General features: G+C 34.0%; 17 protein-coding genes and 1 pseudogene. 11 read left to right on the top strand and 7 right to left on the bottom strand.

Annotated elements, in window-relative coordinates; genetic code table 11:
- Window positions 1-289 precede the first annotated feature (289 nt).
- Both ACIGHG_RS03170 and ACIGHG_RS03165 read right to left on the bottom strand, forming a co-directional pair.
- Window positions 290-1,312, bottom strand: a complete 1,023-nt coding sequence (locus ACIGHG_RS03170) for a GH25 family lysozyme (protein ID WP_336472338.1) — start codon at window positions 1,310-1,312, stop codon at window positions 290-292.
- A 244-nt stretch (window positions 1,313-1,556) separates the two neighbouring features.
- The gene (locus tag ACIGHG_RS03165; protein WP_336472337.1) at window positions 1,557-2,213 is read right to left on the bottom strand and encodes an amidase domain-containing protein; all 657 of its coding nucleotides are present in this window, start codon (window positions 2,211-2,213) and stop codon (window positions 1,557-1,559) included.
- 568 nt (window positions 2,214-2,781) lie between these two features.
- Here ACIGHG_RS03165 and abc-f point away from each other — a divergent pair.
- Window positions 2,782-4,410 (top strand): ribosomal protection-like ABC-F family protein, encoded by a 1,629-nt coding sequence (gene abc-f, locus ACIGHG_RS03160; protein ID WP_396547133.1) that lies wholly within the window; start codon window positions 2,782-2,784, stop codon window positions 4,408-4,410.
- 179 nt (window positions 4,411-4,589) lie between these two features.
- Here abc-f and ACIGHG_RS03155 read toward each other — a convergent pair whose 3' ends face one another.
- Window positions 4,590-5,063 (bottom strand): MarR family winged helix-turn-helix transcriptional regulator, encoded by a 474-nt coding sequence (locus ACIGHG_RS03155; protein ID WP_336472335.1) that lies wholly within the window; start codon window positions 5,061-5,063, stop codon window positions 4,590-4,592.
- Window positions 5,064-5,201: 138 nt separating this feature from the next.
- Here ACIGHG_RS03155 and ACIGHG_RS03150 point away from each other — a divergent pair.
- The 6 genes and pseudogenes from ACIGHG_RS03150 to ACIGHG_RS03125 all read left to right on the top strand — a co-directional run.
- Window positions 5,202-5,348 (top strand): annotated as a pseudogene (locus tag ACIGHG_RS03150) (DUF3238 domain-containing protein); the annotation flags it as partial.
- 366 nt (window positions 5,349-5,714) lie between these two features.
- Complete coding sequence (locus ACIGHG_RS03145) at window positions 5,715-6,299, top strand: DUF3238 domain-containing protein (RefSeq protein WP_090918324.1); 585 nt, start codon at window positions 5,715-5,717, stop codon at window positions 6,297-6,299.
- A 63-nt stretch (window positions 6,300-6,362) separates the two neighbouring features.
- Window positions 6,363-6,626 (top strand): hypothetical protein, encoded by a 264-nt coding sequence (locus ACIGHG_RS03140; RefSeq protein ID WP_336472334.1) that lies wholly within the window; start codon window positions 6,363-6,365, stop codon window positions 6,624-6,626.
- A 25-nt stretch (window positions 6,627-6,651) separates the two neighbouring features.
- Complete coding sequence (locus tag ACIGHG_RS03135) at window positions 6,652-7,278, top strand: FMN-dependent NADH-azoreductase (protein WP_336472333.1); 627 nt, start codon at window positions 6,652-6,654, stop codon at window positions 7,276-7,278.
- 120 nt (window positions 7,279-7,398) lie between these two features.
- Window positions 7,399-8,529 (top strand): MFS transporter, encoded by a 1,131-nt coding sequence (locus ACIGHG_RS03130; protein WP_336472332.1) that lies wholly within the window; start codon window positions 7,399-7,401, stop codon window positions 8,527-8,529.
- Window positions 8,530-8,869: 340 nt separating this feature from the next.
- Window positions 8,870-8,995 (top strand): hypothetical protein, encoded by a 126-nt coding sequence (locus tag ACIGHG_RS03125; RefSeq protein ID WP_302847824.1) that lies wholly within the window; start codon window positions 8,870-8,872, stop codon window positions 8,993-8,995.
- Between the two features lie 162 nt (window positions 8,996-9,157).
- Here the strand turns inward: ACIGHG_RS03125 and ACIGHG_RS03120 are convergent, their stop codons facing one another.
- Window positions 9,158-9,409 carry a hypothetical protein gene (locus tag ACIGHG_RS03120; RefSeq protein WP_336472331.1) on the bottom strand — a complete coding sequence of 84 codons (252 nt, stop codon included), beginning with the start codon at window positions 9,407-9,409 and terminating at the stop codon, window positions 9,158-9,160.
- Window positions 9,410-9,677: 268 nt separating this feature from the next.
- Here ACIGHG_RS03120 and ACIGHG_RS03115 point away from each other — a divergent pair, with 268 nt between their 5' ends.
- A complete protein-coding gene (locus ACIGHG_RS03115; RefSeq protein WP_090918331.1) occupies window positions 9,678-10,037 on the top strand; it encodes a DUF805 domain-containing protein in 360 nt (119 codons plus the stop codon).
- Window positions 10,038-10,168: 131 nt separating this feature from the next.
- Window positions 10,169-10,522 (top strand): hypothetical protein, encoded by a 354-nt coding sequence (locus tag ACIGHG_RS03110; RefSeq protein WP_336472330.1) that lies wholly within the window; start codon window positions 10,169-10,171, stop codon window positions 10,520-10,522.
- A 112-nt stretch (window positions 10,523-10,634) separates the two neighbouring features.
- Here the strand turns inward: ACIGHG_RS03110 and ACIGHG_RS03105 are convergent, their stop codons facing one another.
- Window positions 10,635-11,633 carry a S66 family peptidase gene (locus ACIGHG_RS03105; protein WP_396547129.1) on the bottom strand — a complete coding sequence of 333 codons (999 nt, stop codon included), beginning with the start codon at window positions 11,631-11,633 and terminating at the stop codon, window positions 10,635-10,637.
- Window positions 11,634-11,906: 273 nt separating this feature from the next.
- Here ACIGHG_RS03105 and ACIGHG_RS03100 point away from each other — a divergent pair, with 273 nt between their 5' ends.
- A complete protein-coding gene (locus tag ACIGHG_RS03100) occupies window positions 11,907-12,410 on the top strand; it encodes a DinB family protein (RefSeq protein WP_396547127.1) in 504 nt (167 codons plus the stop codon).
- A gap of 126 nt (window positions 12,411-12,536) precedes the next feature.
- On the opposite strand, the gene ACIGHG_RS03095 is transcribed toward ACIGHG_RS03100, so the two are convergent.
- Together ACIGHG_RS03095 and ACIGHG_RS03090 are read right to left on the bottom strand one after the other, a co-directional pair.
- A complete protein-coding gene (locus tag ACIGHG_RS03095) occupies window positions 12,537-14,222 on the bottom strand; it encodes a multicopper oxidase family protein (RefSeq protein WP_396547125.1) in 1,686 nt (561 codons plus the stop codon).
- A 200-nt stretch (window positions 14,223-14,422) separates the two neighbouring features.
- A complete protein-coding gene (locus ACIGHG_RS03090; RefSeq protein ID WP_396547123.1) occupies window positions 14,423-15,052 on the bottom strand; it encodes a GNAT family N-acetyltransferase in 630 nt (209 codons plus the stop codon).
- A 362-nt stretch (window positions 15,053-15,414) separates the two neighbouring features.
- Here ACIGHG_RS03090 and ACIGHG_RS03085 point away from each other — a divergent pair, with 362 nt between their 5' ends.
- Window positions 15,415-16,215, top strand: a complete 801-nt coding sequence (locus tag ACIGHG_RS03085; protein ID WP_336472325.1) for a MerR family transcriptional regulator — start codon at window positions 15,415-15,417, stop codon at window positions 16,213-16,215.
- The last annotated feature ends 19 nt before the right edge of the window (window positions 16,216-16,234 follow it).

Genomic DNA, 16,234 nt, shown 5'->3' with positions numbered 1-16,234 from the left:
GACTTAGTTAAGTACTTACAATGGATTTCAAGGAGGAAGTGCTCGTAAGACAAACAAGAAATTTAATGAAGAGTTTAAATGATGGTTGAGTTATATTGTTTGGGACAACCTGTAAAACAATTAAGCAGCGAGTATGGGGTTCAGCTCATTGCCATAAAGTTTAGACAAATTTGTATCGATACTAGAAGTTCTATCGGGATGCTATTAATAGAAAGAAAAGTAAGGGCAGCGGAGAGATACACATATCTCGGCTGCCCTAATCGTATACTATATAGAGTTTGTCCGCTTTTTAACAATCGGAACATGAAGAAAGTAATTCATAATTTATATAACTAGAGTCATAGTAAATAAATTGGTTTCCTCCTAAATTTAACCATCCATTTTGTTCGTAATATACTTTATAGGATTCATTGTGATGTAATGTTCGAATCACATTGCCGCTTGTAGAAGGTTGATCTCTTAAATTCACATTATCACCTGTAATCGTAGCAACACCTATATAGTTGCAATAACAAATATAACTAGGATCATAATAAATAAATTCATTTCCCCCTAAGTTTAACCATCCATTTTGTTCGTAAAATACTTTATAAGACTCATTACGATGTAATGTCCCAATGACATTGCCGCTTGTAGAAGGTTGATCTCTTACATTCACATTATCACCTGCGATTGTAGCAACTCCTATAAAGGAGCTGTTAGGTCCATTATTATTGTTATTAATATTCAAATCTACATAGGCTATATTACAATCGACATTCCCGTTAATGCCTTGTACACTTCCGGTATCTGTGTATTGCCAAATATCACAATCCATTCCTGGACCCCTTGTATTATAACGTGCGACCCACAATAAAGTATTTTGTAAACGTGAAGGGTTTAGACTATTCTGGAAGAAATATAAATTGCTATAAACTCCGGTACTAGTATACCCTGCATTTTTTAATTCTGTTAAAAATGCATTCACAGCATCTGTTAATGTATCCGGATCTAAATTTCTATCATTGACTTCTACATCGACAAATACAGGGGCAGTTAATGTGACGCTCTGTAAATTTTTAATGAAGAAAGCAGCCTCTTGTTTCGCATCATTAACAGAAATTGCTCGAAAAAAGTGGTAAGCCCCTGTCAGGATGCCAACATTATTAGCGCCATTGATGTTGTATTGAAAGGTTGGATCTACATAATTGGTACCTTGCTCAGAACCCTCTGTTACTTTTGTAATCATAAAGTTTACTTGGTTAGGATCATTCTTTACTTGATTCCAATCAATTGTCCCTTCATGGTGACTGACATCAATTCCAAAAGACATAATATAACACTCCTAAACTGTTTATTTAATATTTTGAGGTATTATACTACTTTATATTCTAAATCTTTTAAATTGTTAATAAATGTTTAAAGAGATTTATACCATTTCTACTATTTGTGATAAGTGTGTTTATGTTAATGTTAAATAAGAAAAGACATCCAAAAGGATGTCTTTTCTTGTTTTCTAGATCTACATATTAATTGGGTTTGATAGAGTTGGGTTTTTACTGTAAAGATGGTGATTCTTAACTAGAAAATTTAATTACTCGAAAATTATCTCCTTGTATATTTCTAATATCTAAAGCTTCTCTATCGTTAGTATGTCCTGTTAAATAAACAGTTTCTGCATCCTTTTTTACTACAAACATTGCATGATAGTAACTTCCGCCTGATTTTTTTTGAAGTTGTATAACATCTCCAACTTCAATATCTCTCATAATATTTAATTTATCTGGTGTAATTACTTTTTGAGTTTTACTCCAAAAAGTATAAAAATCTTCGACGTTTATCCATGTACTAGATTCAGTAAAAATATTATATCCTTGTTTTTTGCTGTACCAGTAATTTTTATTTGTATCAATTCCTGAAGGTGGTATAGTTGATGGAAGTGTTTCTTTTATTCCGCCAGCTTTTAGAATTTGAGAGACATAATTCATACAATCGTTTGGATCCCATTTTGCATACTCAGGATTCCTCTTATTCCACCAGTTATTCGCATAATCTAATGCATTTTTTATATTAAGTTGTTGATTTTCTGCTAAATTATTAGTCACTAATTCATCTTGGTTTTTTTGATAGTTATCTATTGTTGATGCTAAAGCAATTGTATTGTCTAGTGTATTTTGAGTGACCAAAATGCCAAAAAATAATGTTGTGTACATAATTTTTTTCTTAAATTTCATACAAACCTCTCCTTACTATTGTTTTGGTGATACCGCGTACATTTTATATAATTAAGAGATTCCTTTGTTTTATTTTTTTAATAGGTTATTTATGTTAATCGGAAATAAATTTTATTAAACTCGGATCATTTTTATATACTATCAAAAATTTGATATTGTAAATTCTTCCACAAACTAACGAAGAAACCTTTTAAAAAGAGTTGAGAAATAAAATATCAATATACATATAAATCCCCCTGTTTTAATTCATCATAAATAAATTCTGTTTTATTGGTGACTGTTGCTGAATCAAATCATCTCGTTTACGAATACAGTATCACTATGATACAATATGGATATTAATTCCAGAGAGGATGATGGGTGGACGATGATTAACTAATCTTATTTTTAAATGTTGAAATTGGATATTTCAATTTACAAAAAATAGGATTAGTCTGCCCATTTTCTATAAGAACGTATTGCTATTTCATACAATAGCTTATTTGGGTATAAATCATATAACGACTAATCCTGCCAAATATAATTGGGAGGATTTTTTGTTCTCCTTTTATAGAAAGGGATGGATAGTATGAAGGAACTTTTAAAATTAAAAGATGTTTATGTAGAAATCATGGAAAATACCTTGTTAGAACAAATAAATGCTACAGTGAAACAGGGAGATATCATCGGAGTAATTGGAAAAAATGGTGCTGGAAAATCCACCTTGTTACAGTTGATAAATGGAAAAATAGGACCAACAAAGGGGCAACTAGAATGGCAACAGACGAACGTAACGATGGCATATGTTGAACAAGAAAAAGAGGCATTTACATCTAAAGAAGTAACAACAGTAGAAGCGGAACTTCTTGCAAAGTGGAGCGTACCAACAAACGATTTTCATACGTTAAGTGGTGGAGAAAAACTTAAAATCCGGCTTGCGAAAGGATTTGCGCAAAATCCAACTCTTTTAATGCTAGATGAACCGACAAATCATTTAGATGAAAATAGTACAGAACTTCTTATTGAACAGATAAAAAGCTATAGTGGAACAATCATTGTCGTATCACATGATCGTTATTTCTTAGATGCTGTTGCAACGAAGATTTGGTCGATAGAAGATAGAAAACTAATTGAGCATAAAGGGAATTATACGAGTTATATGAAAGCTCGAGAACAAAAAAGGCTCACTCAGCAACGCAAATATGAAAAGCAACAAAAAAACATTGAACGTATACAATCACAAATAAAAGAATTAACATCATGGTCGCAAAAAGCACATGCACAGTCAACAAAAAAAGAGGGATTTAAAGAATACTATCGTGTTAAGGCAAAGCGAACGGATGCGCAAGTTAAGTCAAAACAAAAACGTCTGGAAAAAGAGCTTGAAAAAACGAAAATAGAGCGTGTTAAGCCAGACCCAACTGTAGAGTTTTCCATTCAAGCAAATAAAAAGGTAGGAAAGCGTTTTTTAGAAGTGAAACAATTAAAAAAATGTTTTAAGGGAAGAACATTATTTGAGAAAGTTAATTTTACAATTCAACATGGTGAAAAAATTGCAATAGTTGGTCCTAATGGTTGCGGGAAAACAACATTATTGAAGATGATTATGGGACAGGAAACAGTTGAAGGAGAAGTATGGATTTCACCATCTGCAAACATTGGTTATTTAACACAAGAAGTATTTGATTTACCACTTGAAAAAACACCAGAACAATTATTTTATAAAGAGACTTTTGAAGAAAGAGGAAAAGTACAAAATGTAATGAAGCATTTAGGCTTTACATCTTCTCAATGGAAAGAGCCGATCAAGCACATGAGTATGGGTGAGCGTGTAAAGTGTAAGCTCATGGCGTACATTTTAGATGAAAAAGATGTACTTATTTTAGATGAACCGACAAATCATCTTGACTTACCTTCACGCGAACAGCTTGAAAATACATTAGCGCAATATAATGGTACCTTGCTTATTGTTTCGCATGATCGGTACTTCCTTGAAAAAACAGCTAACAGCAGACTCGTGTTTTCAAACAATAGCATCCAAAAGCAATTGAAGGAACCATCTCAAAAAAGAGATAGCCTCGCTGAATTACGTTTAAAGCTTGAAACAGAGAGACAAGAAGTTTTAGGAAAACTCAGCTTTTTAACTCTTAAAGATGAAGAATACATGGAACTTGATAAAAGATTCAAAGAACTTACAAAGCAAATGAAGGAGCTTTAATTGAAAATATTTGTATAAGAATGTATTAGCTGCTCAGAAAAAAAGAAAAGCTGATCTTCCTTAGTTTAGAGGAAATCAGCTTTTCTTTTTCATTTGCTTAGTGTACAAAATTTAAGCCATCGCCATCAAATTAAAAATTGGTTTTGGGGGATTATTTTTTTCTTTTATAAACGCTTTATTTACCAGACAGGTTTTAAGCTTGATGATAATTTGCCCTCATTTGCTTCATAAACTAATTTTGTTAAATCTTCTTTGAGCATTTGCATTCGTTCAGCACCGATCTTTTCAATCCAGCGCCCTTCAATCTCAGTTAGTATCTCATCTTTTGTTTTCACCGCTAACCAACCTCGTTCGGTCAAAACAATAATTTTTCCTCTCTTATCAGTGGGATGAGTTTGACGCATTACATAACCACTTTTCTCAAGATGATCCACCATTTTACTCACAGCTTGCTTTGTAATTCCTAAGTATTCAGCTAGTTCTATACCTGTCGCTCCATTAGGGGTGATACGTTTAAACATAAAACCATGTGCAGGTCTAATATCTCCAAACCCTAATTCACTCATTCTGTCATTTAGTTCATCAATCAAAGTACTAAAGGATAATGACAAAAGTGATGTAAGATCCAATTTACTAAATACTTGATGATTCATACTTAAAACCTCCTTGAATAAAGTCAATTAAGTTGACTTTATTTGAATTCCATTGTACTATACGCAATATAGTCAATCAAATTGACTATATTGCGATAATGAAAGAAACAGGATTCACCGAAATAAAAATGAATAAATTATGATGGGTTCCCTTGCTATGAATTTTATAAACAAACAGATTTTGGTCCATTTGAATTCATATATATACATGATTTCAGAGAAACTGGTGATATTCCCGAAGCGCTAGCTGGAGAAATGGAATACAGTTTTAAAACGACAATATAGATATAAAGTGAAACTTCCGTCAGTGGAGGTTTTCTTCATCCCCCACCTATCTTCTTTAGAAAAGCGGAAGCGGCTCGCTCAGAAACGCAGGACGCCCACGCCCCTGACAAAGAGGCGCTTTTTGCCTCGTCAGAGGGGGCGAAACGACCGGAGATTCTAGCCGCTAGAGCTGGACAACGCTTCTCTCTGAATCTTGAGGTGGGGGTCTTACTGCCCACGAATAGCGGGATAAATATGAATCAAAAGATATCGCTATTTAAATAAGAAGCAGCAATTGATTATGCGAAAGAAATTGCGGCCTGTTTTGCGGGGGGTTCAATGTTATGTATTACCCAAAATAAAATTAGAATTACAGAGGTGTGTCTCATGACTAATATCGTTAAAATTAGAGCAAGTGTATTTATTCCAATGTCTTGGACTGAACCTAGGAAGGATATTCAAACAGGAAACGTAATTCAATTCGAAGGTGATTCACGTGAATTTACACCTTATGCTGTAAACGCTATGCGTTCCAGAGTGGAACAAGAAGTAGTTGTAGATTTTTACAAAAAAGAAATTTTCACATATGCGAATACTGGCATAACAACAGAAAGAGTCACAACTTCAGATGGTTCCGTTAATAAAAGAACAGGAAAAGCGAGTACAGAAGGTATTTTGTGCACTGATATTGTATGGGGTTCTGATGACGTCAAATTTCAAATGGGTGCAAGTGCTAGCAACCCATTAAATGTATATGCACCTCCCGTTGACTACCTATTAACAGTACATGTCAAAAAAGATGGTACTGTCGATATTCAAGGTACACATGATGGATTTCCTTGTTTTGAATTTTATAAGCAAGTAAATTTTGGGCCGTTTGAACAGATTTATACACATGATTTCAGAGAAACTGGTGATACTCCTGAAGCACTAGCCGGAGAAATGGAGTATAGCTTTAAAAAAACAGTGTAGATACTTTATTAGACGTGTACTGAGCGGTGGATGTTGTAGAAGAGGAAAAGTTGTTTCATTTCCATGAAAGGCCGTCCTATAAGAGCAAATATACAAATTGTTTTAAAGGTTGTTGCACAAGAAGCGATGGAGCAAGTATTAGAGAATATGGCAATGGAACAACTCGTTACATCATTTATAGAACCTCCTCAAATAAGGTCAATTAAGTTGACTTTATTTGAATTTTATTGTACTATGCATAACATAGTCAATTGGGTTGACTATGTTGTTTTTGTTATAAAAGAAATGGGATACCCATTTTTAATGTGTAAATATAGAACAACGTAAGAGTGAGTAACAGGAGGAAAAGAGAATGACAACAGTTTTATTTGTAAGAGCAAACAATCGTCCAGCAGATCAGGCGGTTAGTGTGAAATTATATGAGGCTTTTTTAGCGAGCTATAAAGAATCACATCCAAACGATACAGTGGTAGAGCTTGATTTATACAATGAAGAATTGCCATATGTAGGAGTAGATATGATTAACGGTACATTTAAGGTTAGTAGAGGACTTGATTTAACAGCAGAAGAAGCAAAAGCTGTGGCTGTGGCTGATAAATATTTAGATCAATTCCTTGCAGCTGATAAAGTTGTATTTGGTTTCCCGTTATGGAACTTAACAATCCCAGCTGTACTACACACATATATTGATTACTTAAACCGCGCGGGCAAAACATTTAAATATACGCCAGAAGGTCCGGTAGGTCTTATCGGGGATAAGAAAATTGCACTATTAAACGCAAGTGGCGGTGTATATTCTGAAGGACCAAAAGCTGAAATGGAAATGGCTGTTAAATATGTAGCAAGTATGATGAACTTCTTCGGTGTAAAAGATATGGAGAAAGTAGTGATTGAAGGTCACAACCAATTCCCTGATAAAGCAGAAGAAATTATTGCTGCAGGGCTTGAAACGGCTGTTAAAGTAGCAAGTACGTTCTAATTAACAAAACACTTGTCATTCAATATGGCAGTACCAACACTTTTATAGCGGTGGTACTGCTTTTTTATTCTACTTTTGGGTGATAAGAACATAAACGATAGAAAGCAGGATTACATTATAATGGAACGATTATGGACAAAGAACTATATAATGCTGACAATTACAGCATTATTACTATTTAGTGGTTTTTATTTACTCATGCCAACACTACCGATGTTTATTAAACAATTAGGTGGGAGTGAATCTCAAGTTGGATTTATTATTGGAGTGTTTACAATATCGGCAGTCATTTTACGTCCTATTGTTGGCGGATTAATGGATCGATATGGCAGGCGCGTATTTATAATAAGCGGACTACTATTTTTTGCAATTACAATGTATTTTTACGATTGGGTAACAGGTGTTATATTTTTAGTGGTATTACGTATCCTTCATGGAATTAGCTGGGCAATTGCTACAACTTCGATCGGAACGGCCGTGACTGATGTGATTCCACCATCTCGTCGCGGAGAAGGCATGGGATGGTATGGACTGGCAATGACTTTAGGGATGGCTTTAGGACCAATATTAGGTCTTTGGGTAGCAAAATCATTTTCATTTCATTATCTATTTCTTCTATGCACAGCATTAGCACTTATTGCATTCATACTCGCATTTGGTACAAAAATTCCAGCAGTTCAAAGTGCAGCAAAAAAACCAATATCATTTTTTGAAAAAACCGTTTTACCAATCGCTATTGTTACATTTTTTCTATCCCTTACTTTTGGAGGCATTACCACATTTTTACCGCTGTTTGCGGCAAAAATTCAAGTTAATGTTGGTACTTTTTTCTTAGTTTATGCTGTCACACTTACAGTAATTAGGCCACTTGCAGGGAAGATATCCGATAAACATGGAGAAGGGGTCATTATTGTTCCTGCACTTTGTACACTGATAGTCGCACTATTAGTCCTAGCAATGACAAAAGGGCTTGTTGGACTAATTATTACAGCTATTTTGTATGGAATTGGATTTGGAGCAGCGCAACCTGCTCTTCAAATAGTAACTATACGATTAGCTCCACCAGAGAAAAGAGGTGTAGCAAACGCTACATTTTTTACTGCTTTTGATTTAGGGATTGGTTTGGGGTCTATTCTTCTAGGATTTGTTTCACAGCTCATGGGATATCAAATGCTATTTATTGTTTGTGCTGTATCTGGGTTTATTAGTCTGTTCATTTTTATTTTGTTGGTAAAAAAGACACTAAAATAATTTTTAATTTATGAAAAAAGCGCTATTCTTTTTGTAGAAATGTATAAAAAGGATAGCGTTTTTTATGAACTTTTCGATGCAAGATGATTTTCATTTGTTTGCTGAAAAACTACCATTATCTTTCTAGGCTGTATATGAAAAAGCCCATTTGTTTAGACAATGGGCTTTTTTTCTCAGGGCTAGTGAGTGTACTAACCACTAAGACGGTTTGATGGAAAATTTATTGTAACACAATTGTTTTTATCTGAAAATACGAAATCATATGCAATATTGCATATGATACAAATATTACTTCGTGCTATATTAAAAATGTGGGGGGAATAGTATGCAAAAAGTTTTTGTGGGGAGTTTAGTAGCATTAGCGATGCTAACGTGTATGTCTTTTGAACGTAACGAAGTTGCAATGAATCCTAAAGAGGACACTGAAGAAGGCGATTTAATGTCTATCTTGCCATTTGAGTATTGATAAAAAAGAAACAATCGCTTATAACAGGAGATTGTTTCTTTTTTATTAATTTTCCTTCCCATATTTCGTATAAATATACTGTTTCACATCTTCTTGTGATAGATTTCTTTCATTCTTCTTGTTGTAAATTTTGTGCACGATCCCCAGAAATCCTTTTTATATCTAATCTTCTTTTTCGAGCCCATTCATTTTTAGATTCATATAATAAACCAATCTAAATATCAACGGAAAAAACAAAGATCCTATTAGGGATGGAAGAAATACTGTATTAAAAAGTGAACATACTCCAAAAAATATCACCGCAAAAAAGTAGAGCACAATAGCATTCCAATAAACAAAGCGTGAAAATTTAGTTTGGAACGTGTTACCTTTTTTGCAAGGTTTACCAAATATAAATTGGACAAATTTAATCAATGTAATCACTTCTTTCTGTAATAATCAAGGTTTTTATTCTATTAGAAATGGCTTCGCCTAATTATAGTGCGGTAAAAGTTTCAATTCCATCTGTTTTTTTCGTTAATAAAGTGTTTATTGAAAAGCGATTATACAGAAATAGTTTTTAATCAAATGCTTTTCATTTATATTATCTAGACAGTATGAAATGGAAATGTTATATTTTGAATTGAAATCCATTTTTTACTATTTTACTATAGTTATTAAAATAAGAAAGGAGAGATCTTACGTGCAATGGTATTTAAAAGTACTTAAGAACTATGTAGGATTTCGAGGGAGAGCTCGTCGTAAAGAATATTGGATGTTTTTCCTTATTCATGTAATAGTATTCTGTGTACTTGCATTCCTTGGAGAAGTAGTGTCAAAAACATTTTTGTCAATTGCTGGGATGTATGTGATCGCAATGACATTGCCAATGCTTGCTGTTAGGGCTCGCAGACTACATGATACTGGAAAAACAGGATGGTTACAACTGCTAAGCTTTATTCCTATCATTGGCCGTATTGTTCTCCTTATATTCTTTTGTCAGAATAGTCAAGAAGACGATAATAAATACGGCCCAAATCCTAAGTTTGATGGCAAGTGTTAATATTTTTTACTACATGTGGTAGCGTGCACATGCATAGTATATGAATGAAAAATTAATCGTTATCTAAATTCTTCAAATTAAATTATTCTTTTTAGAATAGGATGAAAAAATATTATTTGGAGGAGAAAGTTGTGGAAAAAGTGATTAGAGAATCTTTGAAAGATATTTTTATAAAGATATTTTCAATCATAATATTTGTTATACATAGTATTGGAATTACATTGTCTTGTTTCTATGCAGTAATACTTGCATTATTTTGGGATGATCCAAGTCTTGATATGAGTAAGGACTATCTACCTATGGTGTGGAAAATGATGTATCCAATATTACTAGGTTTTCTATTTTTGGTAATCGCATTATATGTAAGTGGGACATATGAGAAAAAAACAGATGATTCCATTTCAAAAAAGAGAAAAAAACGAGGGATTTTTCTTTTATTTGCATTGATTATTCCATTGATATTAGTTTGTTTAAGTTTTGTATAATCTTTATTGTAATGGTGTTTACTAGTTTTTGAGTCCAATCTTTATTGATATACAAAAGGAAAAAGAAGACAATCATCAAGAGATGATTGTCTTCTTTTTCCTTTTAATAGATTTAACGTATCCAATCTTCAAGAATTCGTACTGTTTTATTTGTTGCATCCATCTCTATTTTCATACCAATTGGAACGGTTAACATCGGGTGGGTGTGGCAGCAATCAAAATCTGCAATAAACGGTATGTTAATGCCATCTAAAACTTCTAATAGAATCTCATAAGGCTTTTTATTTGTACCACTATCGTTAAATTGCTCATGCTTTCCAAGGATTAAACCAGAAATTTTATTAAATATTCCATTGAGTTTTAGTAATGAAAAACTTCTTTCAATAGTAGCAGCATCTTTTGTTGTATCTTCGATAAAAAGGATATCTCCATCTTTTATTTCTGGCATGTATTCGCTACCCCAAATACCAGTTAAAGTGTCTAAATTTCCTCCAATTACCCTTCCTGTTGCCTTTCCTGCATTTACACAGATCCAATCATTTTTTATAGGTTGTTTTTCCTTCGTTTTTTCTTCCCAATTGATAAACTCATCCGTCCAATAAGGCGGCTTTTTAATAGTATATGGGAGCTTCTGTTTCTCTTCTAGCATTTCACTAAAATATTCGTATGTAAAGTTGACAAATGGTTCAAATTCACCAAATGAAGGGATTAATGCAGGGCCATAAAATGTAGTTATTCCAGTTTTGGCGTATATCCCAAGTAATATTGCAGTAACATCAGAATAACCTATCATGATTTTCGGATCTTTTATAAATGCCTCATAATCAATATAAGGCAATATTGAATTAGAATTCATCCCACCAATGGTTGACATGATACATTTGATGTTCGGATTTTTTATTAACTCATTGAATTCTTCTGCCCGTTCTTTAATATTTCCAGACCGGTAGTTATCGTGTTTTCCAGTTAAATTTCCTTCTATTATATGAAAACCTTTGCTCTCTAAAAAATTTTTGGCTCGATCAAATCTTTTCGGTGCTGTATAGGTTGCTGGTGATGAAGGAGAATAGATTCCAATTAAATCTCCTTTTTGTAATTTGCTAAGTTTCATTGTTTTCTCGCTCCCTTGAAAGGCATTGGCATTTATATTGAAATGAAAAACTAGTGTTTATGTATAATGCTTCCTTCTGTTAAGTTATTTTTTGAAAATTACTTTTTATCCAATGTATAATAAATGGAAAAGCGCTGCAATATGAATCTTTCTACATACAAAAAAGAACAAGTCTATCAATGAGTAGTTCCAATTCAAGAAGGGAAATTGAGATACAGAAACGAATGTTTTGTACTGTATTTCGAGAAAAATTTGATTGTGGAGGGATTATTTATGTATGTAACAATTTCAGACTTCATTAAGGAATGGAATAGGGAAGCATTACTAACTCAAAAAGTTTTGGATGGTTTGACAGATGAATCCTTAAAACAACAAGTGTATCTAGAAGGTCGTACATTGGGGAGGATTGCGTGGCATTTGACAACAAGTATTCCAGAGTATTTAGCTCATTTCGGGTTGAAGATAGATGAAGTAGAAAATGCAGAAAGTGTACCAACCTCAGCGGAGGAAATTGCTGAAACCTTTAAAAATATAAGTCTCGATGCGGCCAAAGTTATTGAAGAACAATGGACAGATGAATCCCTAAAGCAAATACAAGAAGCATTTGGAAGACAGGAATCAAACGCTACAATCTTAATGGGGCTAATTAAGCACATTGTTCATCATCGTGGACAAGTTACAGTTCTTATGCGTCAAGCAGGAATCAAACCATTTGGAGTTTATGGTCCACCAAAAGAAGATTGGATTCATTTAGGCGTGGAAAATCCGCCACTTTAAATGAAAACGGACTCGCTTTAATGAATGAAAAGGAGAAGAGAAATCAAGGAATCATTATTTCTCTTCTTTTTTATGTTAGGATTTGAATGTTGCTAAAAAATGTATAACTAAACTTGAATATTGAATTCAATCATCATCGCATCGTCTTTTTTTACTGCATTTATCTTTACGGCGTTTGTGACAGTCAAAACATTGAGAAAAGGAGTTATCGCTGCATTGTTCTGGATTTTGTTCGCGTGGGTTAAAGCTAGGGTTAGCTAGCACCTCGTATGGTCTCATCATGTCGTAATCTTCGTGTTCAAGAATGTGGCAGTGCCACGGGTAGGTTCCTGTAAATGGACCAAAACGTGCAATAATTCGAGTAACTTCCCCGGGATTGGCGCGAACAGTATCTTTCCATCCTCTCTCGTTTGGATCGGGTGGTATTGGTGGCCCGACTTTAAGATTAAATCCAGTTGGATCGCCGGTAAATACAGCACGATTCAAAATTTGAAAATTGACAAGGTGCAAGTGAATCGGATGAGTGTCTGGTGTCGTATTGTACAGCTCCCAAATCTCTATGGTTCCATTATATGGGGTTTCTGTAATGGGCTGATCCCACTCCATGTTATTTAATAATGGCATAGGGCGTCCAAATTTATCGGTAGCTTCAAGTAAAGTGTTTTTGCGTGTCATTACAGCATCCTGGGGATTAAGTTGTTCCAAGCAGCTCAACTTTTCAGGAATTTTACTTTTGTCAGGTTTGTAGCATGTTTGTTTGACGCGAAATTGCATAATCTGTTTAAGATCTCCAGAAGGACTTTCGCCGTCAGGGAACGGGGTTGGTGCGTCATTTGTTAAAATAATATTCTCACTATTATGGTTTGAAAAATCGACAATGACATCGGCGCGTTCCGCAGGGGCAAGGATGAGTTCGGATACTAGGACTGGTTTTTCTAAAAGTCCTCCATCCGTACCAATTTGGACAAAATTTTGCCCAGAGCTCAGCTGCATACGATAAAAACGAGAATTGGAGCCATTTAGGATGCGGAACCGGTATTTTCGCGGTTCAACCTCAAGATAAGGCCATACTTTTCCGTTGACTAAAATTGTGTTACCGAAAAATTCCGGAACAACTGACGGATTTGGTAATGCAGGGTCGATTGGTGGAGGTGGCTGCGGGGCTGGGGGCGGCATATTTCCTGGTTGGGATGGATAAAATAGTTCACCATTGGCATAGAACGAGCGATCTTGAATGACCAACGGAATTTCAAATTTTCCACTAGGAAGATTCAACTTTTTCTCTTCTTCATCTCTGAGAAGATAGAAGCCTGCAAGACCTGCATAAACGTTCAAACGGGTGATTCCAATGGCGTGATCATGATACCAAAGTGTTGTAGGGCGTTGACAGTTTGGATAATAGTAGACTTCAGTCACGAATTTCGTCCCAACATTTTTAAAATCTCTTGTGAACCATGCATCAGGATATCCGTCACTTTCTGGAAGAACCCGACCGCCATGTAAATGGACAACCGTCCTAACAGAAGGTTGGTTTGATTTCGCACCATGAACAGTTTGGTCGACAGGCAGCAGGTGTTCAAAGGGCAATTTATTTTCCCATTTTACAAAAATAGGGTGATTTCTTTCTACTTCGAATGTAGGGCCAGGGTACATACTGTTGTACCCCCAGACGGTAGTTGGCGGCAAATCACGATGTAATTTTTGTTTGACTTGCCTCATCGTTACCTCATAGAATGGGATTCCATCATAGTTACCTTTTGGCTTTAAGACAGGAGGAATGGGTAATGCATCTACAAATTTTTTTAAAGACACTTAACTGCCTCCTTTTTTAAAAATCAAATATTGTTTATCATATATAATATGAATTTAATGGCGGTATAGACGAATTTCTAATAGAAAATGAATGAAATAGGCTTGAATCGTAAAAAAGCAATTCGTCTAAGGAAAAAATCTCATTTACATGAGCTGCGGTGAACCGTACCCTAAATAAGAGGTACGGTTTTTACCATTCGTTAAAAATCATAACAGTATAAAAATACATTAAGTTTTGCTTCCGTTGAATCAAAATAAATTTCTTTTTCATTGATACGCTCAAAGTTTTGACTGTCATAAAACCCATAGTTACATCTATTATCTGTATATAAATATAAAGATTTCACATCCGTACTTTTCATATAATTATACAAATGATTCATTAAAGCCTTTCCAACTCCAAGACCTCTAGATTCTCCTGATACAATAAATAACTCTATACAACCTTCAAAATCATCTTCTTTTCCTTTGATAAGTTCTTTATAAATTTCTTGAACCTTTGCGAATTCTTTCATGAATTTTTTATTTTCCTTATTAGCCATGAGCACTTTAAGCATACTATAGGCAAGACTTAAAGTATTATGAGCTTTCTTTAAACGATTTTTGTCTTTTTTGGAATCGCCCAAAATAACACCAATAATCTTATTGTCTTTTTCTGCTACTTTGCTAAATGAACTTCCTAAAATACAACTTTGCAAGTACATATTTAATACTGAATCTAAAAATTTCTTATCCTCGATAAATTCATTGAAACCAAATGCTTCACCAATCAAAGTTTTAACAGCTTCATAATCTTCTTTAACTAGGCTTCTATATATTACTTTATCCATGGTTATAAACTCCTCTTTATATAAATGCCAATTAAAAACCCGACATAAAAACCCCTTTCCTTTTAGGGGGGACGAGAGCATCTGGCCGTGCATCGAAGCGGTTAGGGCCTTTTCCTGCCACATGCGAAGTAAAAACAGAAAGAGCAAACGAGTGTCTGCTACTTTTTATTATGCGTATCAAGGATTTAGATGTCGAAAAATTAAAATGAATTTATATAGTATTTTCTTGTGAATATCTTATTATGATAATAAAGTCTCCCTTAAGAGGAGAGTCAAGGGTAATGTAAGAAAGAATATAAAGTGAAACTTCCATCAGTGGGGGTCTTACTGCCCGTTAATGCGGGATAAAGGAAGTGATTAGGATGAAAAACTTATTTTCTATTGGAGAAGTTGCTAAAATGAAAGACATTACAATAAAAGCGTTAAGATATTATCACAAAATGGGCATTCTTACTCCAAGATATATTGATGAAATGACAGGTTATAGGTATTATTCTATAGATCAATTTATTCATATAGATATTATAAAAAGCTGTAGAGAGTTAGGAACGAGTATCGTCGAACTTCAAGAGATTTTTAAGGACTGTGATACGGAGAAATTACTACAATTTTTACAATTAAAAAGAGATGAAGCAGAAGAACACATAAAGAAAATGCAGGAAATCATCAAAACGATTGATAGCTTAAATAGGAAGGTAGAGCGTTCTAAAGATATATTACATCATGATGAGATATCTATTCAGTTCTTTGAACAGCGTTATGTCATTGTAGCACCATGTAAAGAAGTGGGAAGTTTAAAAGAGCTACTTTACTATTCAGATTTAGAGAAGATCATTCAAGATAAAGACGGAAAAATGTCAATGGAAAGAGGGATCCTCTATCACGTTAATGCAGATTGGAGTGTAGAACCAAGGTATGTTTTTAGTAGATTGCAAGAGAACTCTAATTTAGAAGCTGAACAAAATATAAAGACATTACCTAAGGGAAAGTATGTAACGTTATCCTATAGTAAAGAGAATGAAGAGGAACGTAGAAATAAAATCATTAAATATGTAAAAGAAAATCAGTTGAAAGTTAAAAATCTCATTGAGGTGGAGTTATTTAACGATTTCTTTAATACGGAATCTTATAGTTGTCAAATGCAAATGTTGATAGAAGATTAAAAAATGTTTTAAAAACCTT

This window comes from Bacillus sp. NPDC077411 (assembly GCF_044543425.1).
Classification (GTDB): Bacteria; Bacillota; Bacilli; order Bacillales; family Bacillaceae_G; genus Bacillus_A; species Bacillus_A bruguierae.
This window is presented reverse-complemented; position numbering and strand designations above follow the sequence as displayed.

Coding starts and splice junctions, on each gene's coding strand:
- ACIGHG_RS03170 (WP_336472338.1), bottom strand. CDS start 1,312: ATGTCTTTTGGAATTGATGTCAGTCACCATGAAGGGACAATTGATTGG.
- ACIGHG_RS03165 (WP_336472337.1), bottom strand. CDS start 2,213: ATGAAATTTAAGAAAAAAATTATGTACACAACATTATTTTTTGGCATT.
- abc-f (WP_396547133.1), top strand. CDS start 2,782: ATGAAGGAACTTTTAAAATTAAAAGATGTTTATGTAGAAATCATGGAA.
- ACIGHG_RS03155 (WP_336472335.1), bottom strand. CDS start 5,063: ATGAATCATCAAGTATTTAGTAAATTGGATCTTACATCACTTTTGTCA.
- ACIGHG_RS03145 (WP_090918324.1), top strand. CDS start 5,715: ATGACTAATATCGTTAAAATTAGAGCAAGTGTATTTATTCCAATGTCT.
- ACIGHG_RS03140 (WP_336472334.1), top strand. CDS start 6,363: ATGAAAGGCCGTCCTATAAGAGCAAATATACAAATTGTTTTAAAGGTT.
- ACIGHG_RS03135 (WP_336472333.1), top strand. CDS start 6,652: ATGACAACAGTTTTATTTGTAAGAGCAAACAATCGTCCAGCAGATCAG.
- ACIGHG_RS03130 (WP_336472332.1), top strand. CDS start 7,399: ATGGAACGATTATGGACAAAGAACTATATAATGCTGACAATTACAGCA.
- ACIGHG_RS03105 (WP_396547129.1), bottom strand. CDS start 11,633: ATGAAACTTAGCAAATTACAAAAAGGAGATTTAATTGGAATCTATTCT.
- ACIGHG_RS03100 (WP_396547127.1), top strand. CDS start 11,907: ATGTATGTAACAATTTCAGACTTCATTAAGGAATGGAATAGGGAAGCA.
- ACIGHG_RS03090 (WP_396547123.1), bottom strand. CDS start 15,052: ATGGATAAAGTAATATATAGAAGCCTAGTTAAAGAAGATTATGAAGCT.
- ACIGHG_RS03085 (WP_336472325.1), top strand. CDS start 15,415: ATGAAAAACTTATTTTCTATTGGAGAAGTTGCTAAAATGAAAGACATT.